Source organism: Thioalkalivibrio sp. ALE9 (assembly GCF_000377445.1).
GTDB lineage: Bacteria > Pseudomonadota > Gammaproteobacteria > Ectothiorhodospirales > Ectothiorhodospiraceae > Thioalkalivibrio.
The window spans coordinates 12,798-38,052 of sequence record NZ_KB898122.1; the positions used below are offsets into that span (position 1 = coordinate 12,798).

Below are 25,255 nucleotides of genomic sequence, written 5' to 3' on the forward strand. Positions count from 1 at the left end.
GAACCCGCCGCGCGCTCGCGCGGGGATGCCGCGCCTCGCGATGGATGGCCCTGCGCACTCACCGGGCGGTACCTCAGGACGAGGAGGGACGCCGGCGACGGCTGCGGCGACGGCCGGAACCCGCGGGCTTCTTGCCCGCCGCCTGGGCTTGCGGCTCCGACTCGACGATGGTGTTGCCGTCCTTGTCGGCCTCCGGTCGCGGCGGCGGGACCGCCTCGTTGCCGGGTTCCGGGGCATCGGGAATACCCTCGTCAGGGTCGGACACCGGGGCCGCCTCGTTCCCCGGTTCGGGGGCCGGGTCCGGGGTCGTGTCACCGGAGGCCGAACCGCGGCGGCGACCCCCGCGACGGCGACGCTTCTTCTTCGGTGCCGGGGCCTCGTCGTCGGCGGCGGGTGCCTGCGGCTCGGCCGGAGCCGGTTCCGCCGCAGCTTCGGCCGGCTGGGTCTCGTCCGCCGGGGTGGCGGCCGGGGCGGTCTCGGCATCCTTGCGGCGCTTGCTGCGGCGGCTGCGCTTCTTCGGTGGCGCGTCCGTCGGCTTCGGCTTGCCCGGTTCCCCGGCCAGCGCGAGGTCGATCTTGCGATCATCCAGACTCACCCGGGCCACCTGCACCTGCAGTTCGTCCCCAATACGGAACACCCGTCCGCCGCGCTCGCCGGTCAGGGTGTGACGGGTCGGGTCGAAGTGGTAGAAGTCATTGTCCAGGCTGGTCACGTGGACCAGGCCCTCGATGTAGACATCCTTGATCTCGACGAACAGGCCGAACCCGGTTACGCCGGAGACCACGCCGGTGAAGGTCTCCCCGACCTTGTCCTGCATGTACTCGGCCTTCAGCCAGGCCTCGGCATCGCGGGTGGCATCGTCGGCGCGCCGCTCCGCCATCGAGCAGTGCTCGCCCAGCGATTCCATGTCGCTGTGCGAATACGGGAACGCCTTGCCACTGCCCTTGCGCAGCACATGACGAATGCCACGATGCACCAGCAGGTCGGGATAGCGCCGGATCGGCGAGGTAAAGTGCGCGTAGTCGTCCAGCGCCAGACCAAAGTGCCCGTCCAGTTCCGGGGCGTACACCGCCTGGCTCAGCGAGCGCAGCAGCACCGTCTGGATCAGCTGCTGGTCCGAGCGCTGGCGGGCGGCCTTCAGCACGGCGGTGTAGTCGGCCGGTGTGGGTTCGGCCCCGCCGCCCAGGCTCAGGCCCGCGCCATTCAGGAACTCGCGCAGCTCCTCGACCTTCTCCGCCGGTGGCTGGTCGTGGATACGATAAAGCGCCGGCACCTTGTGCTTCTTCAGGAACCGCGCCGCCGCGACGTTCGCCATGATCATGCATTCCTCGACCAGGCGATGGGCATCGTTGCGCTCGGTCGGGACGATCTGCTCGATCTTGCGGTCCTCGCCGAATACGATTTTGGTCTCGGTGGTGTCGAAGTCGATCGCGCCGCGGCGATTGCGGGCTGCGTGCAGGGACTTGAAGACCTTGTGCAGGGTCTCCAGATGCGGCATCACATGGGCGTTCTGCTCGCGCAGGGCCGTGTCGCCGTCGAGCATCGCCGCAACATCGTCGTAGATCAGACGCGCGTGCGAGCGGATCAGGCCCTCGTGGAAGCGATAGCTCTTCAGTGCCCCGCGCGCGCCGATCTCCATCTCGCAGACCATGCTCAACCGATCCACCTTCGGGTTCAGCGAGCACAGGCCGTTGGACAGGGCCTCCGGCAGCATCGGGATCACGTTGTCGGGGAAGTACACCGAGGTGCCGCGGGTGCGGGCCTCGCGGTCCAGGGCCGCATCGCGCTCGACATAATGGGACACGTCGGCGATCGCGACCCACAGGCGCCAGCCCTTGCCCTCCGGCTCGCAGTACAGGGCGTCGTCGAAGTCGCGGGCATCACTGCCATCGATGGTGACAAACGGCTTCTCGCGCAGATCCAGACGGCCCTTCTTGTCCTTCTCGGCGACCTCGGCACCCAGTGCGTCGGCGGCGGCCGTGACCTCGTCCGGCCACTCGTGCGGCAGGCCATGGGCACGGATCGCGATGTCGATCTCCATGCCCGGGGCCATGTGTTCGCCCAGGACCTCCAGCACATCGCCCTTCAGGCGCGCGGTGCGCGAGGCGGATTCGCGGATACGCACCACCACGATCTGGTCGTCCTGCGCCTCGCCCAGGCCGTCCGGCGGCACCAGGATGTCGTGGGTAATCCGCTTGTTGTCCGGGGTCAGGACACCGACCCCGTCCTCGATCTTCAGGCGCCCGACCACCTGGGTGGTGTTGCGCTCGAGGACCTCCACGATCCCGCCTTCACGGCGGCCGCGGCGATCCACGCCCATGACCCGGGCCAGCGCCCGGTCGCCATGGAATACGCCGCGCATCTGCTTGGGCGACAGGAACAGATCGTCGTCCTGCTCGTCCGGCACCAGGAAGCCGAAGCCGTCCGGATGCCCGATCACACGGCCGCGGATCAGATCTTCCTGGTTGACCGGCAGATAGGCCCCTCGGCGATTGCAAAGGGCCTGGCCGTCGCGCTCCATCGCCTTCAGGCGGCGGCGCAGGGCCTCGAGGCGATCGTCATCGTCGATCTGCAGCCGCTCCGCGATCTCGTCGTAGGACAGCGGATTGTCGGCTTCCTGCAGGAGCCCGAGGATGAACTCGCGGCTGGGGATGGGGTTGTCGTACTTCTGCGCCTCGCGCTCGAAGTTGGGATCGGCGGGGGTCTTGCGACGTTGTCTTGGCATTCAGTGAACTCTGTGGATGTTGCAATGGGCAGCCCCTCGCCGGGAACCCGGCCGGGCGCGCAAGGGAAACGCTGATTCATGTGCACGCTCGCGCTCGAGCCGCTTTCCAGCGTGCGAACAAGATGCGATGAGCGCAGTGTAGCCGAGCGACACCAGCGGACCGCAACACCAGCGGGTACATGAATCGGCGCTTCCCGAAGCGCCCATTATGAGGCATGCAGAATTTTGTTGCGCAGCACGGGTGCGCGCCGGCCCGCCGGCGCCCGTCCCGGACGGCGAATTTCGGCCTCCGGGGCGTTGACAGCCTCGCGAACGCGCACTATATTGCGCGCTCCTGAAGCGCAGGACACTCGGTTTTCACCGCTGTGTCGTCCCTCGTGCCGAGGTGGCGGAATTGGTAGACGCGCTAGCTTCAGGTGCTAGTGGGGGTAACCCCGTGGAGGTTCAAGTCCTCTCCTCGGCACCATTTTTCTGCTTCAACACACTCCCTGAACCACCCCGTAACGCGCGGCATCCACATGGATGGCGTGGATTTTTTCGTGGGCGCTGCCTTCGCGGGCGCGGCCCGTGGAGCATTCACCCGGGCCATTCGCATACCACATGGGCGAACCTCGACGCCGCTTCATACGCACGCGTCATGCGCACCCGCGTGCACAGGCGCCGCCCCCCCGGGCCGGGACATCACCGAAGCCCGCGCTTGCTGACGCCCCGACCGTCCGGGCGAGATATCAGCTGTCGAACGGGTCGCGCAGCACCAGGGTTTCGTCGCGATCCGGGCCGGTGGAGACCATATCCACCGGGACCCCGACGACCTCGCTCAGCCGCTCCAGATAGGCGCGCGCATTCGCCGGCAGCTGCGCGTACTCGCGGATGCCGACCGTGGACTCCGCCCAGCCCGGCATCTCCTCGTAGATCGGGGTGCAGGCCGCATAGGCCTCGGCCCCAGAGGGCGGCACCTCGCGGCGCTCGCCACCACAGTCATAGCCGACACAGATCTGCACACTCTCCAGCCCGTCCAGCACATCCAGCTTGGTCATGCACAGGCCGCTGATCGTGTTCACCTGGACCGCCCGCTTCAGCGCGACCGCGTCAAACCAGCCGCAACGCCGCGCACGACCGGTGGTGGAGCCGAATTCGTTGCCCTGGCGCGCAAGGTGCTCGCCCATGTTGTCGAACAGCTCGGTGGGGAACGGCCCCGCCCCCACACGCGTGGTATAGGCCTTGGTAATCCCCAGCACGTAGTCGATGTCCCGCGGGCCCACCCCGGAGCCGGTGGAGGCGCCCCCCGCGGTGGTGTTCGACGAGGTCACAAACGGATACGTGCCGTGGTCGATGTCCAGCAGCGTGCCCTGGGCGCCCTCGAACATCACGTCCTTGCCCTGCTCGCGCAGCGCGTGCAGCCGCCCGGCCACGTCCGTGACCATCGGCTGCAGTCGTTCGGCGTGCGCCAGGCACTGCTCCAGCACTTCCTGCTGATCGACGGTCGGCGCCTTGAAGTAGTGCTTCAGCGCAAAGTTGTGATAGTCCATCACCTCGCCCAGCTTGGCCGCCAGGCGTTCGCGGTGGAACAGGTCGTCCAGACGCAGGCCGCGACGCGCCACCTTGTCCTCGTAGGCCGGCCCGATGCCGCGCCCGGTCGTCCCGATGGCCGCCTTGCCGCGTGCCTTCTCGCGCGCATGGTCCAGTGCCACGTGGTAGGGCAGGATCAGCTGGCAGGCATCCGACAGACGGAGGCGGTCGGCGACCGGCACCCCCTTGGCCTCCAGCTCCTCCATCTCCGTGATCAGGGCCTCGGGCGAGAGCACCACCCCGTTGCCGATCATGCATTCCACGCCTTCGCGCAGGATGCCGGACGGGATCAGGTGCAGAACAGTCTTCTCACCGCCGATCACCAGGGTGTGGCCGGCATTGTGCCCGCCCTGGAAGCGGACCACCGCGGCCGCGTCCTCGGTCAGACGATCGACGATCTTGCCCTTGCCCTCGTCCCCCCACTGGCTGCCCAGCACGACTACAAAACGTCCCATCGTCATCAATGCTCCACTACCGTCCATTCGCCGTCGCGCTGCTCCAGACGCGCGCCGGCGGGTGATTCATTGTCCTGGCCATCCAGCTCGCGCACCACGCGCACCCCGCGTGCGCGCAGGTCCGCGATCGCGGCCTCCAGGCCCGCATCGCCGCTGGCCGGCGCATGCACGCTTTCCCGGGTCGGGGCCGCCACCCCGCCTTCGCGGCGCACGAAGGCGCGCAGATCGGTACTGAACCCGGTCGCCGCGCGCGCACGGCCGAATACCCGCCCGATGTCGTTATACCGCCCCCCACGGGCGATGGCCTGGCCGGAACCCGGGACGAAGGCGGCGAACACCAGCCCCGTGTGGTAGGCGTAGCCGCGCAGTTCCGCAAGGTCCAGGTGCAGCTCCAGCCCCGGCTCGCCCGCCTCGAGGCGCGCGACCACGGCCTGCAGGTGATCCAGCGCCACCTGCACCTCCGTCGGTGCGCCGTCCAGGGCCCGGCGGGCCTCGTCCAGTACCGTGGCGTCCCCGTTCAGATCGACCAGCGCACGCAGGCGCGCGCAGGCGACCGGGTCCATGCCGGAGGCCTGCCAGGCCGCCAGGGTCTCGTCGATCTCGGGCACGCTCTTGCGCTGGAGCTGGTCAAAGAAGTCCTGCTCCTGGCTCTCGTCGAGGCCGGCGTCGCGCGCCAGGGCGCGATAGATCCCGACATGGCCGAGATCCATGCTCGGGCGGTCCACGCCGCAGACGGTCAGGGTGGCCAGCATCAGACGGATGATCTCGAGATCGCTGTCGATCCCGTCGTGGCCGAACAGCTCGGCACCCGCCTGCAAGGGACTGCGCGAGCCGGACCATTCGTCCGCGCGGGTACGCAGGGCGGTACCCACGTAGCACAGGCGATTCGGCCCCTGCACCCGCAGGCGATGCGCGTCGATACGTGCCACCTGCGGGGTCAGGTCCGCGCGCACACCCATCATGCGACCGGTGAGCTGATCGGTGAGCTTGAAGGTCTGCAGATCAAGGGCATGCCCGGCCCCGGTCAGGAGGGATTCCAGATACTCGGCCAGGGGCGGCATCACGAGGTCGTAGCCCCAGGTGTCGAACTGGTCCAGCACGCGGCGCCGGAGCGCCTCGAGACGCCGCGCGGCATCCGGCAGGGCCTCCTCCAGGCCGTCCGGCAGCAACCAGCGGTTGATATCGGTCATGTCATCCCTGTCCTTGTCCTGTCATCCACCACGCCCGGCCCACCGTCCGGCAAAAGTCGGGCCCGGATACTTCCGGGCCCGTTGCAAACGGCGACCTTCGGGGCGGCCGCAGCCACCCGGTTTCCGCCCCGCTCAGCGGGGCGGCAGCGGCGCCGGACGTTCGCCCCCGGGGGCATTGAAGTACTGGAAGAACTCGGAGTTCGGTTCCAGGATGAAGGTGCTGTTCTCGCCGCTCATGCTGTTGCGGTAGGCAATCAGGCTGCGATAGAAGCGGAAGAAGTCCTGGTCCTCGCCGAACGAACGCCCGAGGGTCTCCGTCGCCCGTGCGTCACCGGCACCGCGGATCTCCTCGGAGTCGCGATAGGCATTCGCCAGGATCACCGTCCGCTCACGGTCGGCCCGCGACCGGATGCGCTCGGCCTCTTCCTGCCCGCGGGCCCGGAAGTCCTGGGCCACGCGCTGACGCTCGGCCCGCATGCGCTCGTACACCGACTCGGATACCTCGTCGGGCAGATCCATGCGGCGGATGCGCACATCCACCAGATTGATACCCAGCTCCTGGGCGGTCTCCAGTGCCGTCTGACGCACTGCGCCCATGATCGTCAGGCGCTCGCCAGCGACCACATCCTGCAGTTCGAAGCGGGCGAACTCGTTACGCATACCGTCGCGCAGGATCTGCGCCAGGCGCTCCTCGGCCAGGCGCTCGTCGCCGCGCGTGGCGCGGTAGAACTGTCCGACATCGTCGATCCGCCACTTGGCGTAGAAATCGACGATGATGTTCTTCGCCTCGGAGGTCAGGAACCGATCCGGCGGGATGTTCAGCGTCATGATCCGGGCGTCGAACTTCTCGACGTTCTGGATCAGCGGGAACTTGAAGTGCAGACCCGGGGCCGGGTCGACCTCGCGGATCTCCCCCAGGGCAAACTTGATCACGCGTTCGCGTTCGTCAACGGTGTAGGTCGACAGGGCAACGACGATACCGAGCACGACCACGGCAATACCGGCTATGCGGAGCATTAGCGCACCTCCCGCGAACGCTGGGCGGCCGGGTCGCGATCACCCAGCCGGCTGCTCGTACCCGAGCCACTGTTGAAGACACTGCGGCTGGTATCCAGCGGCCGCGGTGTCGGTGTGTCGCCGGAGCTGTTCCCGCTGCGCGCGGCGCCCTGGAACAACTGATCCAGCGGCAGCATCATCAGGTTGTTGCTGCTGCCCACGTCCAGCATCAGCTTGCGCGAATCCTCGAGCACGGCCTCGACCGCCTCCAGGTAGAGACGATCCCGGGTCACATCCGGGGCCTGCTGGTATTCGGCCAGCAACTGGTCGAAGCGCGAGGCATCACCCTCGGCCCGGGCGATCACCTGATCGCGATAGCCCTCGGCCTCCTCGATGATGCGGGCGGCCTGACCACGGGCCCGCGGGATCACGCCATTGGCGTAGGCCTCGGCCTCGTTGCGGAAGCGCACCTCGTCCTCGCGGGCGCGGATCGCGTCGGCGAAGGACTCCTGCACCGGTTCCGGCGGCTGCGCCTGCTGCATGGACACGGCGGTGACGATGATGCCGGCACCGTAGGCGTCCAGGTTCTCCTGCATCACCACGCGCGAGGACGAGGCGATCTCGCCACGCCCCTCGCCGAGAATGAATTCGAGGTTGTTCTTGCCGATGCGCTCGCGGATCGCCGACTCCATCACCCGGTTCACCGTGGCGTTCGGGTTGCGGACATTGAAGAGATAGTCGACCAGGTCGAGGATGCGGTACTGCACCGCGATATCGACATCGATGATGTTCTCGTCGCCGGTCAGGATCAGCGCGCGATGCTCGAGCGTCCGGACGTTGTCGACGTTCTCGATCTCGATGCGCTCAATGGGATAGGGCAGATGCCAGCCCGGCCCCGGGTTCTTCACCTGCTGGAACTCGCCGAAGCGCAGCACCACGCCGCGCTCGCCTTCCGAGATGATGTGGAAGCCGGACGCCAGCCAGACCACCAGCGCGATGATCAGGCCGAGGCTGACCAGGGCCTGGGCACCCCGGCCCATGCCGCCACTGCCGGAACCGCCCGAGCCGCCGTTGCCGCCCCCGCCGAAGATACCATTCAGCTGACGCGACAGCTTGCGCATCATCTCCTCGAGGTCGGGGGGCTGATTGCCACCCCCGCCACCGCCACCGCTACCGCGCTGGCCGCCACCACCCCCACTCCAGGGGTCGCGGTTGTTGTTTCCCGGTTCGTTCCAGGGCATTGACTGGACTCCGTCGCTCGCTCAGGGCTGGCCTGCCGCGGCATCTGCGGACACCGGCAGGCATAAGGAGCCACATTCTAGGGAGCCGCCCCAACCCGGGCAACCTCGCCCGGAGGGAAAGGCGGGTTACTCGCCACCCTCGAGGACCACGAAGGCCTGGGCGTATTCGCGTTCGTCGCTGATGCTGAGATGGATCGCGCGCACACCGAGGCGGTCTGCGGTGGCCCGGGCCCGCCCGGCCAGCACGAATTCGGGGCGCCCGCGCGCGTCATGGGTCACCCCCGCCTCCGCCAGCGCCATGTCGGCCCCGACCCCGCAGCCCAGCGCCTTGGCCAGCGCCTCCTTGGCGGCAAAGCGCCGGGCCAGAAACCCGGCCGGTTCATGGGATGGCAGATCGGCCTGCTCCAGCGGATGCAGGATGCGCTCGGCGAGGCGGCGGCCGTGGCGCTCCCACATGCCGCGCATGCGCGCGACCTGCACCAGATCGGTCCCGATCCCGAGGATCATCGCGCTCAGACCGGGTACTGCCCGGCCGGCAGCCCCTGGCGGGCAGCATCCATCAGCCCGCGCATGTGACTGACCGCCTCGGGCAGGCCGGTAAACAGGGCCCGCGCGACGATCGAATGCCCGATATTGAGCTCGTGGAAAACCGGGTTGGCCGCGATCGGGCGCACGTTGTCGTAGTCCAGCCCGTGGCCGGCGTTGATCACCAGCCCCATCTCCCGGCCGGCGGCAGCGGCCTCGTTAATGCCGGCGAGCAAGCGTTCGCGCTCGGCCGCATCACGGGCGTTGGCATAGGCACCGGTGTGCAGCTCCACCACCGGCGCGCCAATGGCCACCGCCGCCTCCAGCTGGCGCGCATCCGGCTCCACGAACAGCGAGACCTCGATCCCCGCGGCGGTCAGGGGCGCGACAAACTCGCGCAGGCGCTCCAGCTGCCCCACGGCATCCAGCCCACCCTCGGTAGTCAGCTCCTCGCGCTTCTCCGGCACGATGCAGCACGCCTCCGGGCGCAGCCTCAGGGCAATCGCCTGCATGCCCTCGGTGGCCGCCATCTCCAGGTTCATCGGGACCTTGAGCCGGGGCTTGATCCCGAAGACATCGTCGTCCTGGATATGGCGGCGGTCCTCGCGCAGGTGCAGGGTGATGGAGTCCGCGCCGCTGGCCTCGGCCAGGCGCACCGCCTGCATCAGGTCCGGATACGGCGTATGCCGCGCCTGGCGAATGGTGGCGATGTGATCGAGATTGACCCCGAGCTTGAGCGGAGCAGGATGCGACATGAGGCGGTGCCCTTGGTTGGATGCGGTCCCGAAGCCTACAGCAGACCCCGGGTGCGCAGGGGCCGACCGGCCAGGTGGATGTCGATCAGCCGGCGCATGAAGTCGCGACTGACGCGGGCATGATTATCCGGCACGTCCTCCCCGGTGGCCAGCGCCCGCAGCGCCGAACCGGGGATCGCCTCGCCCCGTCCGGCGGCCACGGGCTCCAGTCCGGCCTCCGGGTCGTAGCGATACCAGCCATCCGGGTCCAGCTCGGCCGGCTCGACATGCTCCAGCCCGGAGTCCAGCGGGGCAAGCAGGGCCCATTCGGCACGACGCAGGGCGGTATCGGCGCGTTCGCCCGCGGCCAGCCGGGCGTAGGCGGACAGCAGCGCGGGCAGGGCCTCCGGGATCGGGGCCTCGCGCGGGTACAGGCGCAGGATCAGCTCGTTCAGGTACAGCCCGCAGACCAGGGACCGTCCGGTCAGCGGGAAGACCCGCTGCTGCTCAGCGACGCTGAGGGTGGGCAACTCGCCGCGCCCGCGCCAGGCCAGATCCAGCAGCACGAACGGCTGGACAGACCCGGCCTTGCCGCGCACCACCGCCGACAGGCGGCCGCTCCCGGCGGTCAGCAGATCCAGCACGCGGCTGTTCTCGCGCAGCGGGCGGGCGTGCAGCACGACCCCCTGGGTGACCGCCGACCCCGCGCCACTCATGCCCGTCGCGGGGCCCTCATCGGGGTTCTTCGATGCCGAGTTCGCGCAGGGCCCGCGGGTTGCGGGTCCAGTCGGCCTCCACCCGCACGGTCAGACGCAGCATGACCTTGCGCTCCAGCAGTTCTTCCAGCTGGACGCGGGCCGCCTGGCCGATCCGCTTGAGGCGCTGGCCACCCTTGCCGATCACGATTCCCTTCTGGCTGTCGCGCTCGACCAGGATGACCGCGTCGATGTGTGTCGTGCGCGGCTCGTCCGACCAGTCCTCCACGCGCACCGCCACCGAGTACGGAACCTCCTGCCCCAGGTGCTCGAGCATGGATTCGCGGATCATCTCCTCGGCGCGAAATCGCTGCGGACGATCCGAGAGCTGATCGGGGTCGTACAGGAACGGGCCCTGCGGGAGGTGCGTCCGGATCTCCGCGATCAGGCCCTCCAGATTGGAGCCGGTCTTCGCCGACAGCGGCACCACGCCGGCATAGTCGAAACTCGCGGCCCGGGCCTGAATGAACGGCAGCAGCTCCTCCTTCGCGCGGAACTGGTCGACCTTGTTGATCACCAGCAGCGCCGGGCGCCCGGAATGCCGGATAGTCTCTTCGATGCGCTCGTCGCCCGGGCGGAACTGGCCGGCCTCGACGATGAAGCAGACGAGGTCGGCATCCGCCAGCGCCTGGCTGGCCGTGCGGTTGAGGACGCGGTTCACGAGCTGGGTGCGCTCGGTGTCGATGCCGGGCGTATCCATCAGCACGATCTGGTCCTGCTCCTCGGTCACGATCCCGAGGATGCGGTTGCGCGTGGTGTGGGGCCGCCGGGTCGTCGCCGCCAGCTTCTCGCCGACCAGACGGTTCATCAGCGTGGTCTTGCCCACGTTGGGCCGGCCGATCAGCGCGATCAGACCACAGCGCGTGGATTCGCCCGCGGGGCGGTCATCGGTTTCGCTCATTGTTCCTGTACCTGTTGCAGGCGCTTCAGGGCGGCCTCGGCCGCGGCCTGCTCGGCGCGGCGCCGCGAGGAGCCCTGGCCGCGCTGCCCCCAGCCCTGGGTGGGAAGGTGCACCGCCACGGTGAACTGGCGCTTGTGATCGGGGCCGGCCACCTCCAGTACCTCGTAGACCGGAAGCTCCGCATTGCGGCCCTGCAGCTGTTCCTGAAGGCGGGTTTTCGGGTCCTTCAGCGACTCGGCCGACGGCAGATCCTGCAGGCGCTCGGCGTAAAGCGCCAGGGTGAACTCGCGCGCGGCCTGCATGCCGGCCTCGCGATAGGTCACCCCGATCAGGGCCTCCACGGCATCCGCGAGGATAGAGTCGCGGCGCTGACCACCACTCTTGCGCTCGCCCTGGCCCAGGTTCAGCGTGCCCTCCAGTCCCGTCTCGCGCGCCAGCGCGGCCAGCGACTCGCGATTGACCAGCGCGGCACGCAGGCGGGTCAGGTCGCCCTCCGGGGCGTCCGGGAGCTGCTCGTACAGGGCGTCGGCGATCACCAGGCCCAGCACGGCATCCCCGAGGAATTCGAGACGCTCGTTGTTGCGCCCGCCGGCACTGCGGTGGGTCAGCGCCTGGCCCACGCCCTCGCCGTCGCGCACGGCCGGCGGCAGCAGGCTGCGAAAGTCACGACTCACGAAAACACCCCTGGAGGCATGCAACAGATCGACGCCGCCGTCCTCAAGGGGCGAGTGTCTCGCTGTTCGAGAAGCGCGCCACCACGTCCACGTTGCCGAGGAATTCGCGGCGCACCTCGTATTCCAGGTTCAGGCGGCGGCCCTCCCCGTGCTCGGTCACGCTGAAGTTGTCCTCGCCGATCCCGTCGTATACCGAATTGATCTGGAACCGGCGATTGATCTCGCGCCACAGCTCGCGCTCGCTCTTGTCGGCGGCGCCGGTCTGGGTGGCCACATCCTGCATGATCGAGCGCACGGTGAGGAACTGGGTGTACTGCGTACCCATCTTGATCACGAAGGTGCCGACCAGCAGCGCGAGGAAGATCAGCGCAAGAATCGTCACCGCGCCCGCGCCCTGCATCGAGTGTCTGGAATGTCGCATGAATACCCTGCCCCCTGGTTGCCTGCTCCCGCGGAATACGGCCTAGCGAATCGCCTGGCCGATCCGGGAAAAGTCCCGATGGCCTTCATTGTAATCCCAATGCAGCCAGATGAAGAGCGCCCGGCCCACCAGGTGTTCCTCGGCGACGAACCCCCAGACCCGGCTGTCGTTGGAGTTGTCGCGGTTGTCACCGACCATGAAGTAGTGGCCGTCGGGGACCGTGACAGAACCGTCGAGGCTCGCCTGCTGCTCGCGCATCAGGGTGTTGTAGGTGCGTCCATCCAGGGTCTCCTCGAACATCGACGCGCCCGACATGACCTGCCCGGAGCCCTCGCCCTCGAAAGTTCCAACCCGCTCGGCCGGCTGCGGCTCGCCATTCACGTACAGCACACGATCGCGGAACGCGATGGTATCGCCCGGCAGACCGATGACCCGCTTGATGTAGTCCTCGGCGGGGTTGCGGGGATACTTGAACACCACGACCTCGCCACGCTCCGGCTCACCGGTATCAAGGATCTTGGTGCGGGTGACCGGCAGGCGGATCCCGTAGGAGAACTTGCTGACCATGATGAAGTCGCCCACCAGCAGGGTGGGCATCATCGACCCGGAGGGGATACGGAAGGGCTCGGCCACGAACGAGCGCAGGATCAGCACGATCAGCAGCACCGGGAAGAACGAACGCGAGTAGTCCACGAACCAGGGCATCGCCCGCTGGCGCTCCGGGCTGCGACGCCGCCGCAGGATCACCCAGCCCAGCCAGATCAGGCCGGTCACGGCGGTTGCCAGCACCAGGATCAGTTCGAGATTTGCCATGCCGTGTCCTCTGTTCCCGGCCCGCCGGGGAGTGCCCGACGACCCTTCCGGGCCGCAGGCCTGATTGTCACTTCTTGTCGTCGTCCACCGACAGCACCGCCAGGAAGGCCTCCTGCGGCACATCCACCTTGCCGATCGACTTCATGCGCTTCTTGCCGGCTTTCTGTTTTTCCAGGAGCTTGCGCTTGCGGGTTACGTCGCCGCCGTAGCACTTGGCCAGCACGTTCTTGCGCATCGCCTTGACCGTGGCGCGCGCGATAATCTTGGAACCGATCGCCGCCTGGATCGCCACCTCGTACATCTGACGCGGAATGATCTTGGCCATGCGCTCGATGATCTCGCGCCCGCGCGACTCGGCATGGTCGCGATGCACGATGGCCGACAGCGAGTCCACGCGGTCGCCATTGATCAGGATGTCCACGCGCACCAGCGGCGCCGCCTGGAAGCGCAGCGGCTGGTAGTCGAACGAGGCATAGCCGCGGGTCGCGGACTTCAACCGATCGAAGAAGTCGAGCATCACCTCGGACATCGGCAGCTCGTAGGACAGCTGCACCTGGCGCCCGAGGTACTGCATCTTCGTCTGCACACCGCGCTTCTCGACACACAGAGTGATCACCGCCCCTACATACTCCTGCGGGACCAGGATATTCGCCTCGATGATCGGCTCGCGGATCTCGGCCACCTCGTTGTTCGCCGGCAGCTCGGAGGGGTTGTGCACCGAGACCACCTCGCCGTCGTTGCGCTCCACCTCGTAGACCACGGTGGGCGCGGTGGTGATCAGGTCCAGGTCGTATTCCCGCTCCAGGCGCTCCTGCACGATTTCCATGTGCAGCATGCCGAGGAAACCGCAGCGAAAGCCGAACCCGAGCGCCTGCGAGGTCTCCGGCTCGAACGACAGCGCCGCATCGTTCAGGCGCAGCTTGTCCAGCGCCTCGCGCAGGTCGTTGAAGTCGTCCGCACTGACCGGGAACAGCCCGGCGAATACCCGCGGCTGGATCTCCTGGAAGCCCGGTACCGGCTCGTCCGCCGGGTTGTTGAAATCGGTGAAGGTGTCGCCCACCTTGGCCCCGGAGATGTCCTTGATGGTCGCGATCAGATAGCCGACCTCGCCAACCTCCAGCGTCTTGCGGTCCACCGGCTTGGGCGTGAATACGCCGACCCGGCTGACCTCGTGCGCCCGCCCCACCGACATCGCCTTGATCTTCTGGCCCGCGTAGAAGCGTCCGGCCTTGACCCGCACCAGCGCCACCACGCCCAGGTAGTTGTCGTACCAGGAGTCGATCACCAGCGCCTTGGGCGCGGCCTCGGCATCGCCCTCCGGTGGCGGGATCCGGCGCACGATCTCCTCCAGCAGCTCGGCGATGCCCTCGCCGGTCTTGGCGGAGACGCGCAGGGCATCCGTGGCCTCGATACCGATCACGTCCTCGATCTCCGCGGCCACCCGGTCTGGCTCGGCGGCGGGCAGGTCGATCTTGTTCAGCACCGGGACGACCTCGAGCCCCTGATCGATCGCGGTGTAGCAGTTGGCGACGCTCTGCGCCTCGACGCCCTGCGAGGCATCCACCACCAGCAACGCACCCTCGCAGGCGTACAGCGAGCGCGAGACCTCGTAGGAGAAATCCACGTGCCCCGGGGTGTCGATGAGATTGAGCTGATAGCGCTCACCGTCCTGGGCGTCGTAGTACAGCGAGACGCTCTGCGCCTTGATGGTGATCCCGCGCTCGCGCTCCAGATCCATCGAGTCCAGCACCTGCTCGGACATCTCGCGTTCGGTCAGGCCATGACAGCCCTGGATCAGGCGGTCCGCCAGCGTGGACTTGCCGTGGTCGATATGCGCGATGATGGAGAAATTGCGGGTAAGGCGGGTTTCGGTCATGCAGGGGCCAGTTGGTCCAGCAGTGCCTTTCGGTCGAGGAAATGGCAGCAGAGAATGTCGCCGTCGACCGCAAGCACCGGGACCTTGACGTTGAAACGCGCCTGCAGCTCCGGGTCCTCGTCGATGTCGACGACCGTAAGCGCGAAAGTATAACGGCTTTTGAGGGCCATGATCTCGGCCAGCATGTCATGGCAGAGACCGCAGCTCTCGCGGTGATAAAGCGTCAGTTCGGTCATCCGCAAACGATCGGGAGGGCTGCCGACCGGGCCGACAACCCTCCCTTGCTCCATGGCGGCCCCGGGGCGTGCGCCCCGAAGGCGGTCTCAGTCCCGCGGGATGCGCAGGGCGATGTAGGTCGGGTTGTCGCCGCGATACACCAGGACCGGCACCGTCCGCCGGTCGCCGACCTCGGCGATCTGTTGCTCCAGCGTCTCCGCCGAGTCGATGGCATGGCCGCCGAACTGCACGATCACATCGCCGGGGCGCAGGCCGGCGGAACGCGCCGGGTTGTCGACGACCTCCCGCACGACCACGCCGGCGTCCACGTCCAGCTCCGCGGCGCGTTCGGCCTCCAGCGGCTCCAGGACCATCCCCAGCAGGCTCTGCGGCTCGGTCCGCTCCGGCGTCTGCCGCTGTGGCCCGCCACGCTGGGCCGAGATGTCGTCCGGCAGGCGCTCGATCTCGACCGTGATGGTGCGGGTCTCGTCGCCGCGGCGCACTTCCACCTCGGCCTCGGTGCCCACCGGCGTGCGCCCGACGATCGGCGGCAGAGCGGAGGAGTTGGGCACCTCGATGCCGTTGAACGACAGGATCACGTCACCGGTCTCGAAGCCGGCCTTCTGCGCCGGGCTGTCGGCCTGCACCCGCGCGACCAGGGCGCCGGTGGGCTTGTCCATGCCGAAGGAGTCGGCCAGCTCGCGCGTAACCTCCTGGATCAGCACACCCAGCCAGCCGCGCGTCACCTCGCCGTGTTCCCGCAGCTGCTGCACCACGTCCTCCACCATCTCGATGGGCACGGCGAAGGACAGGCCCATGAAGCCGCCCGTGCGGCTGTAGATCTGGGCATTGATGCCAATGACCTCGCCATCCAGATTCAGAAGCGGCCCGCCCGAGTTGCCCGGATTGATCGCCACGTCGGTCTGGATGAACGGGACGTAGTTCTCGGTCGGCAGGTTGCGCCCCTTGGCGCTGACGATGCCGGCGGTGACGGAGTGATCGAAGCCGAACGGCGAACCGATCGCCAGCACCCATTCGCCGACCTTCAGGTCGGACGAAGAACCCAGCTTCAGGGTCGGCAGGTCCTCGGCGTCGATCTTCAGCAGGGCCACGTCACTCTGCGGGTCCTTGCCGACGATCTCGGCGTCGAACACGCGCCGGTCGGACAGATGGACGACGACCTCCGAGGCTCCGTCCACCACATGGTTCGCGGTGATGATGTAGCCATCCTCGGTGTAGATGAAGCCGGAACCCAGCGAGTTGCGTTCGAAGCTCTCCGGGGCGCGCTCGCCCGAGCCGCCCGGACCGCCAAAGAAACGCTCGAACAGGTCCTCGAAGGGCGTGCCCTCGAAGTCCGGCATCTGGCCGCGATGCGGATTCTCGCGCTCGCGGGTGGTGGCGATGTTCACCACCGCCGGGCTGTGTTCCTCCGCCAGCGGCACGAAGTCCGGCAGCATGCGCGCCGAGGCCGGCAGCGACAGGGCGAGAAAGGTCAGGGCCACCAGTGCCCATTGCATCGGTTTCATCATCATCTGATCCGCATTGGGAAGTCGAAGGTTCAACGCTCTAGAAAGCCGCACCCACCCGCAAGTTCCCGCGGGCGCACACAGACCCTCAGGGTCGCGGCGTGAGCACGGAGCCGGCGGAGCCATGCACCCCCGAGGCCGGATGACGCTCCAGCAGCACCGGCGCCAGATCCGGCGCCCGACGGCGCAGCCAGACGCGTACCGCATACAGGCCCGCGGCAAAGCCCAGGGCGCCGGCGAGCAGGTGTATTCCCTCGCCCAGCCCGGGCGCGACCAGCATCATCAGGCCGGGCGCCGCCACCAGCCCGGCCAGTGGCAGCAGGTACATTGCAAGGGCCCCTGAGACCAGGGCCTGGTCACGGATCCCCAGGGTCACGGTATCCCCGGGCTGCAGCGTTCCAGGATGCCCGACGGTCACCTCCACCGCCTTGCGGCCGAGAACCTCGGAGAGCACCCCGCTGCCGCAGCCCGAACGGGCCGAACAACTGCCGCAGGTCGACTGGCGCTCGATGCGCACGCGCGCCGCATAGCCCTCCACCGACAGCACAATGCCCCGTTCGCGGATCCATTCACTCATGCTGCGCCCCGCGAGGAATCATTCACCGGAGTGGTACACGATCGCATCCAGCACACCCTGAACCGTGGCCCGCGGGACGTCGCCCACCGCGGTTACCTGGTGCCCGGCAATCGAGCGGGCCGCGCCGTGCGTGGCGCCCGCGCGGGTCGTGCCCTCGAACATTCGCTCGCCACTGGTCTTTTCGATATACACCGAAACCGAGGCAAGGCCGTCGCTCAGCACGAAGTGGCGCAGACGGGCCTCGCCATCCCCGACCGGACGTTCGGTCGCGGCGATCGCGGTAAAACCGTCCGGCAGCGCATCGAAGTGCCAGCCGTCCATGCCCGTCTGTTCGTCCCATTCGGGCTTTTTGTGGCCACGATCGGCCCGCACTTCGACCCGCTCCGCGTCTTCCTGCGTGGGCTCGAGAGCACCCTCGGCGACCTCCTCCAGGCGCTCGAGACTGGTGAACGCGAGACGTTCCAGCAGATGGCCATGCCCGTCGTACAGCTCGCTCAGCAGCGGGAGCGCGGTCTCCGTGTGCAGGCAGTAGCGATGACTGTAGCGCAAGGTATCGCGCGCCCGCGCCAGGATCATGCGGCATTCGAGACCGGCCACCCGGTCCGCGCCCATGTCCTTCAGTTCATAGTAATCATGGCGCTCAAGTAGGAACACCGGCGCACCGGCCGGGCCGTGCGGGGGCTCACCCGCCGCCGCCCGGGCACCCTTCAGGGCACTCAGCCGGTCGACCGAACGCAGGATCTCGCGCGGGGCGCCGGTCAGGGTCTCCAGACGTTCACGGTAGCCACCGTTCTCGGCGGCATGTACCACGCGGATGGCGTCCAGCCGGTCGTCGCGCTGGAGCACGAAGGTCCCCTGGTAACTCTCCGAGTGCAGACTGCCGGTCATACGCTGCAACCAGTCGGCGGGGGACGCCTCCCCCGCCAGGACCGGCAAAGGCAGACAACAAAGCGCGGTAGCGGCAACCAGGGCGTACGCGAGGCTGCGGCGCATCACGCGTTACTCGTCACTCACCGAAAAGCGAACACGACCCAGGGCGGTGGACCCCGGCCCCATCAGTTCCGCATGGTTTTCGAGGTATCGGGCAAAGCGCGGATCCAGGCCTTCCGGCTCGGTGGCCGGCGCCTCGGAACCCGTGGTGCTGACCCGCTGGATACCGTCGACCAGCTGCGCCGGCGTGCCCTCGCTGGCGACCGGCGTCGCCTCCGGCGCACCCGAGTCGGGGCCAATCATCTGCATCCCGACCAGGGTGACCATCGCGACCGCGGCGGCGACGCCAGTACCGGCCACCGGCTTCAGCCAGCGCGGCTGATCCGGCTTGCGCGCGACCGACAGCGGGGCCTCTTCGGCCAGGGCCGCCTGGACGCCGTCCATGAAGCTCGCGGGTGCGGTGCGACGCATCCCCCCGCGCAGACTGTCGCCGATCAGGTGATAGCGTTCCCAGCGGGCCCGGTCCTCCTCGGACCGCACCAGTTCGTCCATCAGGCGACGCGTCTCGAAGTCATCCGTTTCTCCGTCCACCAGGGCCGACAGACGTTCGTTCTTGGAGACTTGTTCTTTCATGGCGCTACTCGTTCAGTTGTTGTCTAGCAACGGACGCAAGGTCCGGTCGATGGCCTCGCGGGCCCGGAAGATGCGCGAGCGGACGGTGCCGATCGGGCATCCCATCGTCTGCGCGATCTCCTCGTAACTCAGTCCCTCGATCTCGCGCAGCGTGATGGCCATCCGAAGGTCGTCGGGCAATTCCTCGATGGTGCTACGCACCGCCCCTTCAATCTCTTCGGACAACAGCTCCCCCTCCGGGGTTGCACTGTCCTTCAGGGCGGAGTCACCGCCCATCTGTTCCGCGTCCTGCGCATCGACCTCGGCCTCGGGCCGACGCCGTCCCTGGGAGACAAGGTGGTTCTTGGCCGTGTTGATGGCGATGCGGTAGAGCCACGTATAGAACGCACTCTCGCCGCGAAAGTTCGCCAGCCCCTTGTAGGCCTTGATAAAGGCCTCCTGGGACACATCCAGGGCCGCCGCATGGTCATGGACATAGCGCCCGACCAGGTTGACGATCTTGTGCTGATACTTCAGCACCAGGATGTCGAAAGCCGCCTTGTCGCCGTTCTGAACTCGCTTGACCAGGGCCTCGTCGGAAGCCTTCTCGCTCATGCGGGGACTCCCGCCAGCACACCGGTCTCCGGTAATCTATGGTGCATGGACCGCCTGACTCGCATTAAGTTCGCTTTGCGCACAACACTGTTGCGCAAGGGCCACATTTTGCTCTGGCAACAAGCGCAGCACGTTACCTGACCCATGGGGACAGTACAACAACCGCGCCTGGCGGACGTCCTCGTGATCGGAAGCGGCGCGGCGGGGCTCTCCGCGGCCCTGCATCTGGCCCCGCATCGACGCGTCACCGTGATCAGCAAGGGTCCGGTCGACGAGGGTTCCACCCGCTATGCCCAGGGCGGCATCTCCGCAGTACTCGACCGCACCGACTCCTTCGACGCCCATATCCAGGACACCCTGGACGCCGGTGCCGGCCTGTGCGACCCGGACGCCGTGCGCCGCACCGTGGCGGCCGGCCCTGAGGCCATCCACTGGCTGCTCAACCTGGGCGTGCCGTTCACCCGGGAACCCCTGGAAGGCCGCAGCCGCCTGCACCTCACCCGCGAGGGCGGGCACAGCGCGCGCCGGGTGGCACACGCCGCCGATGCCACCGGCCGCGCGATCGAGGAGGCACTGGTGCGCAACGCCTCGGGCCAGGGCAGCATCGAGGTCTTCGAACGCCATGTGGCGGTGGACCTGATCACCCAGCCGGTGGATGGCAGCCGCCGAGTGATCGGCGCCTATGTGCAGGACGCGAAGACCCGCGAGGTGGAGACCCTGCTGGCGCCGACCGTGATCCTGGCCACCGGCGGGGCCAGCAAGGTCTATCTGTACAGCTCCAACCCGGACGGCGCGACCGGCGACGGCATCGCCATGGCCTGGCGCGCCGGCTGTCGCATCGCGAACATGGAGTTCATGCAGTTCCACCCGACCTGCCTGTTCCACCCGAAGGCGAAGTCGTTCCTGATCTCCGAGGCGGTGCGCGGCGAGGGCGGGGTGCTGCTCCTGCCCGACGGCGAGCGCTTCATGCCGCGCTTCGACGAGCGCGCGGAACTGGCCCCGCGGGATATCGTCGCCCGCGCGGTCGATCACGAGATGAAACGCCTCGGCATCGACCACGTGAACCTCGACATCAGCCACAAGCCGGCCGAGTTCATTCGCGAGCATTTCCCCACGATCTACGAGCGCTGCCTGGAATTCGGCTTCGACATGACCCGGGAATCGCTGCCGGTTGTCCCGGCCGCCCACTACACCTGTGGCGGCGTGATGGTGAACCACTTCGGTCAGACCGACCTGCCCGGACTGTACGCCGCCGGCGAGGTGTCCTACACGGGGCTGCACGGGGCCAACCGCATGGCCAGCAACTCGCTGCTGGAGTGCCTGGTCTACGCCCGTGCCGCGGCCGATCACATCCTTTCGCAGACCGATCTGCCCGCCCCCGAGCAGCTCCCGGTCCCACCGGCCTGGGACGAGTCCCGGGTCACCGAGTCCGAGGAAGAGGTGGTGGTGGCCCACGACTGGGACGAACTGCGCCGCCTGATGTGGGACTACGTGGGCATCGTGCGCGCCCGCGAACGGCTGCACCGCGCCGAGCGGCGCATCCGCATCCTGCAGGAGGAGATCCACGAGTACTACAGCCACTTCCGCATCTCCCCGGACCTGCTGGAGCTGCGCAACCTGGCCATGGTCGCCGAGATCATCGTGAAGAGCGCGCTGTCGCGCCAGGAGAGCCGCGGCCTGCACTATATCCGCGACTACCCCGACACCGATCCGGCACTGGACGGACAGCCCACGATCCTCGCCCCCGACAACGCCCTGCGCCCGCGCGACACCCGCCGCCCGTAAGCCACCCCGTCATTGCGAGTCGCCACAGGCGACGTGGCAATCGATGTGCTCAGCCACCTGATCCCGGCGCACTGCCAGCGTTGGGAGATTACTCGCTCCGCTCGCCCTTCGGGCGGGCTGCGGCCGTTCAACGCAGCTTCGCTGCTTTTGTGCTTCGTCGCCTGCGGCGACTCGCAATGACCAATTCAGACCGCCGCCTGGCGCACTACCACCACTTCTCGTATTTCAGCTGGGCCTCGGGGATGCCCCATTCCGCCAGCAGGGTGGCCATGTCCTCGATGAACTCGCGCGACCCGCAGAAATAGAACAGCGCATCGCGCGGCAGGTCCAGCGACTCCAGCAACGCATGACTGATGCGGCCGGTATGCCCCAGCCAGTCCTCCGCCTCGCGCGTGACCGTCAGGCTGACGTCGATGTTCGGTGCCGCGGCCATCGCCTCCAGCTCCTGCGGGAACAGCACCTCGTCCTGGTGGGCCACGCTGTAGACCAGGTGGGCATAGACGTCCGGCATCCCGGCATGAATCGCGCGCAGGATGCCGAACAGCGGCGTGACCCCGATGCCCGCCCCCAGCAGCACCACGTTCTGCGCCATGCCGGGCTCGAAGAAGAAGCTGCCCTGCCCCGGCGTGATGTACACCGTGTCGCCCTCGCCGACCTCCGTGTGCAGGTAATGGGTCGCCGCATGATGATCCGCGTACTTGATGGCCAGCTGCAGTCGCCCGTCCGCGCGCGGCGCGGAGACCACCGAGTACCCCCCGACGAAGGGCTTGCCCTCCGCCTGCGGGATCACCAGGTCCAGCCACTGGCCGGCCTTGCTGGAAAACCGCTGCGGGTCCGCCGCCAGGGTGAATACCTTGATCAGCGGGGTAACCTGCTCGATGGTCTCGATCCGGGCGGGCAGAAAGTGGTCGGGCAGCTCAACGGCTTCGGTCATGTCGGGTCCTTGGTATCGAATGTGTCCCGGGTCGCGCATTCAAGACGCCGCGCCTCCTGGTAAAGGGTCTCCTGGCGGTCGAAATCGAGCCCGGCCAGGGTCTCGCCGCTGGCCGCGGCCAGCGCCTCCATCTGGCGGAAACGGGCCTCGAACTTGCGCGTGCTGCCGCGCAGCGCGCCCTCCGGGTCCACCCCCAGATGCCGCGCCCAGTTGCTGACCGCGAACAACACGTCGCCGACCTCCTCGGCGATGCGCGCCGGCGGCTCGCCCTGGTCCACCGCCGCCTGCACCTCGGCCAGCTCCTCGTGAATCTTGGCGACCACCGGGGCCGGGTCGTCCCAGTCGAAACCCAGGCGCGCGGCGCGGCGCTGACTCTTCACCGCGCGCGACAGGGCCGGCAACGCCAGCGGGATATCGTCCATCGCGCTGGTCTGGGCGCGCGCCGCACGCTCGCGCGCCTTGTCCGCCTCCCAGGCGGCCTCGCGCTCGGCATCCGAGCCGTGCTCGACATCGGCGAACACGTGCGGATGCCGGCGCACCAGCTTGTCGCCAATCGCGCGGGCGACATCATCCAGATCGAAGCGACCGGCCTCCTCGGCGATACGCGCCTGGAAGACCACCTGGAACAGCAGATCCCCCAGCTCGTCACGCAGCTCGCAGGCATCCGCATCCGCGCCCTGGTCGCGGGCGATCACGTCGGCCAGCTCGTAGGCCTCTTCCAGGGTGAACGGGACGATACTGCCCGCGGTCTGCGCCCGGTCCCAGGCACAACCGGCCTCGGGATCGCGCAACCGCGCCATGATCGCGCGCAGACGTTCCAGCGGGTGCGGCGACGCGAGCGAGCCCGGCGCGTCAGCGGGTGTGTGGTCGGTCATCGCTGGAGTGTACGGGGTCCGGTGAGCGGGAAAAACCGCCCACCGGATGAACGTTCGGGTCCGGCGACTCCGGGCAGAGCCCCGGTCGTTGTCGGTCAGCCCTGCTGATCGGTCTCGCAGAGGCGCTTCTTCTCGTCCGGCAGGTTGTCCGGACAGATCCCGCAGCCCTCGTTGCCGGGCAGGGCCCAGTCGATCTTCTTCGGATACGGCAGGTCCATCTCGTCCATGATCTTGACGAACTCGGCCTCCGGCTTGCCCTTGCCCAGGCGCGGGTTGCGCATCTTCTCCTGGCCGATGGTGGTGATCTGGCGCTCCTCGTAATCGTGCGCGGGGTACACCAGGGTCTCGTCCGGCAGGGTGAAGAACTTGTCCTGGATCGAGTGGTACAGCGTCTTGGCATCCCCCGACTGGAAGTCGGTGCGGCCGCAGGCCTCGATCAGCAGGGCATCACCGGAAAACAGCATCTTCAGGCCCACGTGGTCCATCAGATAGGCGTGGTGCGCATCCGTGTGGCCCGGGGTATACAGCGGGTTGATCACCAGGTTGCCCACCTGGAAGGGCTCACCCTCGCGCAGGCCGAAATCCCGGCAAGGCAGTTCGTCCATCGCCGGACCGCCCAGCTTGCAGCCGGTCTTCTCGCGCAGCATCCGCGCACCGGTGATGTGATCGGCATGGATATGGGTCTCGATCACGTAGTCGAGACTCAGGCCCATCTCCTGCAGCACGCGCAGATCGCGGTCGACGGTCTCGATGACCGGGTCGATCAGGGCCGTCTTCCCGGTATCCGGGCAGCTCAGCAGATAGGTATAGGTGGACGACTCGTCCTCGAACAGTTGCTTGAAGATCATGGTCTTTGCCTCCGTGGCCCGACGGGCCGGTCAATGATGGCCTGATGCTAGCGAGCCGGTTCGGTTCGGACCAAACCACCCCGACTTTCCATGCAGGTGTTCCGATGGGAACCCCACTCCGGGTTGGAGTTCCGCGTGTGGGGGCACTTCATGTCGGGCCAGACGCCCGGCTATCATCCGCGGCTGACATTCGCACTCATCACACGCACGCACGCAAGGGGACTCATCATGGAAGCCAGCCAAGTGGCCGAACTCATCCGCGCCGGCCTGCCGGAGGCCCAGAAGGTCGAGGTCACCGGGGGCGAGGGCAAATTCGAGGCCCTGGTCGTCAGCCCGCAGTTCGCCGGCATGAACGCGGTCAAGAAGCACCAGACCGTCTACGCCACCGTGCGCGATCAGATCGACTCCGGCGAGGTGCACGCGCTGTCCATCCGCGCCTTCACGCCGGAGGACGCACCGGACGCCTGAAGCGTACCGCATCCTCCCATGCTGTCACCCAAGGGCCGCGAGGAGATCGAGCGCCTGCTGGAAGGCGGACTGGTCCACGACTGGGGCGAGGCGGAGACCACGCTGCGCAACGTCACGCGCATGCTGCTGACCACCCGCCCCGACCTGCTGCGCCTGTACTTCACCCCCGAGGCCTGGGAGCAGATCACCACCTGGCCACAGAAGAAGGCCGCCAACGCGATCATCGCCGCCCTGCGCACCGGGGTAGTCGACACCCTGGGACGCCCGGCCATCGTCAACCGCGAACAGGCCCGGTTCTACCTGCTGTGCTTTCAGGACGACCTCGCCGAGCGCGTCGACGCCTGGTGCCGCGAGCATCCCGAGGAGTGCCCCCGGCGCAGCCGCAAGCACAGCAGCGCCCTGCCCGGTCGGCCAGACGCATGAGCCCCTCCGCGATCCAGACCTGCGGCGACCCCGGCCTGCGGGAGGCCCTCGCGGACCTGCTGGCGCGCTACGGCCTGCGTCTGGTGACACACCCGGCCCGGGCCCCGCTGCCCGGCACCTGGTGGGGCGAACCCGAGGCCGGGATTATCGGCCTGGAGGTCCACGTGCGCCCGGACACCCCGATCCACTCGGCCCTGCACGAGGCCGGACACCTGATCTGCATGGACGCCACGCGGCGTGCCACCCTGCACACCAATGCCGGCGGCGACGACCTCGAGGAATGCGGTGTCTGCTACCTGCAGATCCTGCTGGCTGACGAGCTGTCCGGCGTCGGCCGCGAGCGGCTGATGCGGGATATGGACACCTGGGGCTACAGCTTCCGCCTGGGCAGCACCGCCGCATGGTTTTGCGAGGATGCCGCCGACGCGCGCCGCTTCCTGCAATCCCACGACCTGATCGACCACGACGACCGGCCGCGCTTCGCCTGCCGCGGGGCCGCGGCGGCGGTTCCCGTGGCGGGATCGGATGCTACACTGGCGTCCATTGACTAGATCGCGCACGCGCGCCCGCC

The 25,255-nt window shown here is 68.0% G+C and carries 26 protein-coding genes and 1 tRNA gene; 5 read left to right on the top strand and 22 right to left on the bottom strand.

The features are described from left to right. Window positions 1–73: 73 nt before the first annotated feature. Complete coding sequence (gene rnr, locus D106_RS0100070; RefSeq protein ID WP_018878826.1) at window positions 74–2,725, bottom strand: ribonuclease R; 2,652 nt, start codon at window positions 2,723–2,725, stop codon at window positions 74–76. 379 nt (window positions 2,726–3,104) lie between these two features. Between rnr and D106_RS0100075 the strand changes: the two genes are divergently transcribed. After that, a tRNA-Leu gene (locus tag D106_RS0100075) sits at window positions 3,105–3,191 on the top strand. Window positions 3,192–3,453: 262 nt separating this feature from the next. On the opposite strand, the gene D106_RS0100080 is transcribed toward D106_RS0100075, so the two are convergent. From D106_RS0100080 to rpoE, 18 genes are all read right to left on the bottom strand, one after another. Then, window positions 3,454–4,755: an adenylosuccinate synthase gene (locus D106_RS0100080; protein WP_018867234.1), complete on the bottom strand. Its 1,302-nt coding sequence runs from the start codon at window positions 4,753–4,755 to the stop codon at window positions 3,454–3,456. Continuing rightward, window positions 4,755–5,939: an ATP phosphoribosyltransferase regulatory subunit gene (locus tag D106_RS0100085; RefSeq protein WP_018878827.1), complete on the bottom strand. Its 1,185-nt coding sequence runs from the start codon at window positions 5,937–5,939 to the stop codon at window positions 4,755–4,757. Before D106_RS0100085 ends, D106_RS0100080 begins: the two co-directional genes overlap by 1 nt. Before the next feature lie 132 nt (window positions 5,940–6,071). Continuing rightward, window positions 6,072–6,956 carry a protease modulator HflC gene (gene hflC, locus D106_RS0100090; protein WP_018867232.1) on the bottom strand — a complete coding sequence of 295 codons (885 nt, stop codon included), beginning with the start codon at window positions 6,954–6,956 and terminating at the stop codon, window positions 6,072–6,074. After that, entirely contained in the window at window positions 6,956–8,176 is a 1,221-nt protein-coding gene (gene hflK / locus D106_RS0100095) for an FtsH protease activity modulator HflK (protein WP_018878828.1), read from the bottom strand. Before hflK ends, hflC begins: the two co-directional genes overlap by 1 nt. 126 nt (window positions 8,177–8,302) lie before the next feature. Further along, window positions 8,303–8,683 (bottom strand): holo-ACP synthase, encoded by a 381-nt coding sequence (acpS, locus tag D106_RS0100100; RefSeq protein ID WP_018878829.1) that lies wholly within the window; start codon window positions 8,681–8,683, stop codon window positions 8,303–8,305. Between the two features lie 5 nt (window positions 8,684–8,688). Further along, window positions 8,689–9,456 (bottom strand): pyridoxine 5'-phosphate synthase, encoded by a 768-nt coding sequence (pdxJ, locus tag D106_RS0100105; RefSeq protein WP_018867229.1) that lies wholly within the window; start codon window positions 9,454–9,456, stop codon window positions 8,689–8,691. A gap of 35 nt (window positions 9,457–9,491) precedes the next feature. Then, complete coding sequence (locus tag D106_RS0100110) at window positions 9,492–10,151, bottom strand: DNA repair protein RecO (protein WP_018867228.1); 660 nt, start codon at window positions 10,149–10,151, stop codon at window positions 9,492–9,494. Between the two features lie 16 nt (window positions 10,152–10,167). After that, window positions 10,168–11,091 (bottom strand): GTPase Era, encoded by a 924-nt coding sequence (gene era / locus D106_RS0100115; RefSeq protein ID WP_018867227.1) that lies wholly within the window; start codon window positions 11,089–11,091, stop codon window positions 10,168–10,170. Next, complete coding sequence (gene rnc / locus D106_RS0100120) at window positions 11,088–11,765, bottom strand: ribonuclease III (protein ID WP_018867226.1); 678 nt, start codon at window positions 11,763–11,765, stop codon at window positions 11,088–11,090. Before rnc ends, era begins: the two co-directional genes overlap by 4 nt. A 43-nt stretch (window positions 11,766–11,808) precedes the next feature. Next, window positions 11,809–12,165, bottom strand: a complete 357-nt coding sequence (locus D106_RS0100125) for a DUF4845 domain-containing protein (protein ID WP_018867225.1) — start codon at window positions 12,163–12,165, stop codon at window positions 11,809–11,811. Between the two features lie 63 nt (window positions 12,166–12,228). Beyond that, window positions 12,229–12,999, bottom strand: a complete 771-nt coding sequence (lepB, locus tag D106_RS0100130; RefSeq protein ID WP_018878317.1) for a signal peptidase I — start codon at window positions 12,997–12,999, stop codon at window positions 12,229–12,231. 67 nt (window positions 13,000–13,066) lie between these two features. After that, the gene (gene lepA / locus D106_RS0100135) at window positions 13,067–14,875 is read right to left on the bottom strand and encodes a translation elongation factor 4 (protein ID WP_018867223.1); all 1,809 of its coding nucleotides are present in this window, start codon (window positions 14,873–14,875) and stop codon (window positions 13,067–13,069) included. After that, complete coding sequence (locus tag D106_RS0100140; RefSeq protein ID WP_017940958.1) at window positions 14,872–15,111, bottom strand: glutaredoxin family protein; 240 nt, start codon at window positions 15,109–15,111, stop codon at window positions 14,872–14,874. Before D106_RS0100140 ends, lepA begins: the two co-directional genes overlap by 4 nt. An 87-nt stretch (window positions 15,112–15,198) precedes the next feature. Beyond that, the gene (locus D106_RS0100145) at window positions 15,199–16,623 is read right to left on the bottom strand and encodes a DegQ family serine endoprotease (protein WP_018867222.1); all 1,425 of its coding nucleotides are present in this window, start codon (window positions 16,621–16,623) and stop codon (window positions 15,199–15,201) included. 82 nt (window positions 16,624–16,705) lie between these two features. Next, window positions 16,706–17,194: a SoxR reducing system RseC family protein gene (locus D106_RS0100150; protein WP_018877076.1), complete on the bottom strand. Its 489-nt coding sequence runs from the start codon at window positions 17,192–17,194 to the stop codon at window positions 16,706–16,708. Between the two features lie 18 nt (window positions 17,195–17,212). After that, the gene (locus tag D106_RS0100155) at window positions 17,213–18,187 is read right to left on the bottom strand and encodes a MucB/RseB C-terminal domain-containing protein (RefSeq protein ID WP_081618414.1); all 975 of its coding nucleotides are present in this window, start codon (window positions 18,185–18,187) and stop codon (window positions 17,213–17,215) included. 6 nt (window positions 18,188–18,193) lie between these two features. Further along, complete coding sequence (locus tag D106_RS0100160; RefSeq protein ID WP_018878313.1) at window positions 18,194–18,757, bottom strand: sigma-E factor negative regulatory protein; 564 nt, start codon at window positions 18,755–18,757, stop codon at window positions 18,194–18,196. Window positions 18,758–18,769: 12 nt separating this feature from the next. Further along, entirely contained in the window at window positions 18,770–19,351 is a 582-nt protein-coding gene (gene rpoE, locus D106_RS0100165; RefSeq protein WP_018867218.1) for an RNA polymerase sigma factor RpoE, read from the bottom strand. 144 nt (window positions 19,352–19,495) lie between these two features. On the opposite strand from rpoE, the gene nadB reads away from it, so the two are divergent. Continuing rightward, window positions 19,496–21,136: an L-aspartate oxidase gene (nadB, locus tag D106_RS0100170; RefSeq protein ID WP_018878830.1), complete on the top strand. Its 1,641-nt coding sequence runs from the start codon at window positions 19,496–19,498 to the stop codon at window positions 21,134–21,136. Window positions 21,137–21,341: 205 nt separating this feature from the next. Here the strand turns inward: nadB and D106_RS0100175 are convergent, their stop codons facing one another. From D106_RS0100175 to D106_RS0100185, 3 genes are all read right to left on the bottom strand, one after another. Then, window positions 21,342–22,070, bottom strand: a complete 729-nt coding sequence (locus D106_RS0100175) for a ferredoxin--NADP reductase (RefSeq protein ID WP_018878831.1) — start codon at window positions 22,068–22,070, stop codon at window positions 21,342–21,344. Then, entirely contained in the window at window positions 22,067–22,945 is an 879-nt protein-coding gene (mazG, locus tag D106_RS0100180) for a nucleoside triphosphate pyrophosphohydrolase (RefSeq protein ID WP_018878832.1), read from the bottom strand. The genes D106_RS0100175 and mazG overlap by 4 nt, the downstream gene beginning before the upstream one ends. 95 nt (window positions 22,946–23,040) lie before the next feature. Continuing rightward, entirely contained in the window at window positions 23,041–23,793 is a 753-nt protein-coding gene (locus tag D106_RS0100185; protein WP_018867214.1) for an MBL fold metallo-hydrolase, read from the bottom strand. Between the two features lie 228 nt (window positions 23,794–24,021). Here D106_RS0100185 and D106_RS0100190 point away from each other — a divergent pair, with 228 nt between their 5' ends. Genes D106_RS0100190 through D106_RS0100200 form a run of 3 tightly spaced genes read left to right on the top strand, consistent with a single transcriptional unit; the run spans window position 24,022 to window position 25,235 of the window. Beyond that, the gene (locus tag D106_RS0100190; RefSeq protein ID WP_018867213.1) at window positions 24,022–24,261 is read left to right on the top strand and encodes a BolA family protein; all 240 of its coding nucleotides are present in this window, start codon (window positions 24,022–24,024) and stop codon (window positions 24,259–24,261) included. 18 nt (window positions 24,262–24,279) lie between these two features. After that, window positions 24,280–24,684, top strand: a complete 405-nt coding sequence (locus D106_RS0100195; RefSeq protein ID WP_018867212.1) for a hypothetical protein — start codon at window positions 24,280–24,282, stop codon at window positions 24,682–24,684. After that, entirely contained in the window at window positions 24,681–25,235 is a 555-nt protein-coding gene (locus tag D106_RS0100200; protein WP_018878833.1) for a hypothetical protein, read from the top strand. The genes D106_RS0100195 and D106_RS0100200 overlap by 4 nt, the downstream gene beginning before the upstream one ends. Window positions 25,236–25,255: the final 20 nt, after the last annotated feature.

What these genes read in the sequence shown, in the direction of transcription:
- D106_RS0100175 (WP_018878831.1), bottom strand. Translation starts at nt 22,070, where the DNA reads ATGACCGAAGCCGTTGAGCTGCCCGACCACTTTCTGCCCGCCCGGATC.
- lepA (WP_018867223.1), bottom strand. Translation starts at nt 14,875, where the DNA reads ATGACCGAAACCCGCCTTACCCGCAATTTCTCCATCATCGCGCATATC.
- rpoE (WP_018867218.1), bottom strand. Translation starts at nt 19,351, where the DNA reads ATGAGCGAGAAGGCTTCCGACGAGGCCCTGGTCAAGCGAGTTCAGAAC.
- D106_RS0100200 (WP_018878833.1), top strand. Translation starts at nt 24,681, where the DNA reads ATGAGCCCCTCCGCGATCCAGACCTGCGGCGACCCCGGCCTGCGGGAG.
- hflK (WP_018878828.1), bottom strand. Translation starts at nt 8,176, where the DNA reads ATGCCCTGGAACGAACCGGGAAACAACAACCGCGACCCCTGGAGTGGG.
- era (WP_018867227.1), bottom strand. Translation starts at nt 11,091, where the DNA reads ATGAGCGAAACCGATGACCGCCCCGCGGGCGAATCCACGCGCTGTGGT.
- D106_RS0100085 (WP_018878827.1), bottom strand. Translation starts at nt 5,939, where the DNA reads ATGACCGATATCAACCGCTGGTTGCTGCCGGACGGCCTGGAGGAGGCC.
- D106_RS0100110 (WP_018867228.1), bottom strand. Translation starts at nt 10,151, where the DNA reads ATGAGTGGCGCGGGGTCGGCGGTCACCCAGGGGGTCGTGCTGCACGCC.
- D106_RS0100160 (WP_018878313.1), bottom strand. Translation starts at nt 18,757, where the DNA reads ATGAAAGAACAAGTCTCCAAGAACGAACGTCTGTCGGCCCTGGTGGAC.
- lepB (WP_018878317.1), bottom strand. Translation starts at nt 12,999, where the DNA reads ATGGCAAATCTCGAACTGATCCTGGTGCTGGCAACCGCCGTGACCGGC.
- D106_RS0100145 (WP_018867222.1), bottom strand. Translation starts at nt 16,623, where the DNA reads ATGATGATGAAACCGATGCAATGGGCACTGGTGGCCCTGACCTTTCTC.
- acpS (WP_018878829.1), bottom strand. Translation starts at nt 8,683, where the DNA reads ATGATCCTCGGGATCGGGACCGATCTGGTGCAGGTCGCGCGCATGCGC.
- rnr (WP_018878826.1), bottom strand. Translation starts at nt 2,725, where the DNA reads ATGCCAAGACAACGTCGCAAGACCCCCGCCGATCCCAACTTCGAGCGC.
- D106_RS0100140 (WP_017940958.1), bottom strand. Translation starts at nt 15,111, where the DNA reads ATGACCGAACTGACGCTTTATCACCGCGAGAGCTGCGGTCTCTGCCAT.
- mazG (WP_018878832.1), bottom strand. Translation starts at nt 22,945, where the DNA reads ATGACCGACCACACACCCGCTGACGCGCCGGGCTCGCTCGCGTCGCCG.
- D106_RS0100185 (WP_018867214.1), bottom strand. Translation starts at nt 23,793, where the DNA reads ATGATCTTCAAGCAACTGTTCGAGGACGAGTCGTCCACCTATACCTAT.
- D106_RS0100125 (WP_018867225.1), bottom strand. Translation starts at nt 12,165, where the DNA reads ATGCAGGGCGCGGGCGCGGTGACGATTCTTGCGCTGATCTTCCTCGCG.
- D106_RS0100195 (WP_018867212.1), top strand. Translation starts at nt 24,280, where the DNA reads ATGCTGTCACCCAAGGGCCGCGAGGAGATCGAGCGCCTGCTGGAAGGC.
- D106_RS0100150 (WP_018877076.1), bottom strand. Translation starts at nt 17,194, where the DNA reads ATGAGTGAATGGATCCGCGAACGGGGCATTGTGCTGTCGGTGGAGGGC.
- pdxJ (WP_018867229.1), bottom strand. Translation starts at nt 9,456, where the DNA reads ATGTCGCATCCTGCTCCGCTCAAGCTCGGGGTCAATCTCGATCACATC.
- D106_RS0100080 (WP_018867234.1), bottom strand. Translation starts at nt 4,755, where the DNA reads ATGACGATGGGACGTTTTGTAGTCGTGCTGGGCAGCCAGTGGGGGGAC.
- nadB (WP_018878830.1), top strand. Translation starts at nt 19,496, where the DNA reads ATGGGGACAGTACAACAACCGCGCCTGGCGGACGTCCTCGTGATCGGA.
- D106_RS0100155 (WP_081618414.1), bottom strand. Translation starts at nt 18,187, where the DNA reads ATGCGCCGCAGCCTCGCGTACGCCCTGGTTGCCGCTACCGCGCTTTGT.
- D106_RS0100190 (WP_018867213.1), top strand. Translation starts at nt 24,022, where the DNA reads ATGGAAGCCAGCCAAGTGGCCGAACTCATCCGCGCCGGCCTGCCGGAG.
- hflC (WP_018867232.1), bottom strand. Translation starts at nt 6,956, where the DNA reads ATGCTCCGCATAGCCGGTATTGCCGTGGTCGTGCTCGGTATCGTCGTT.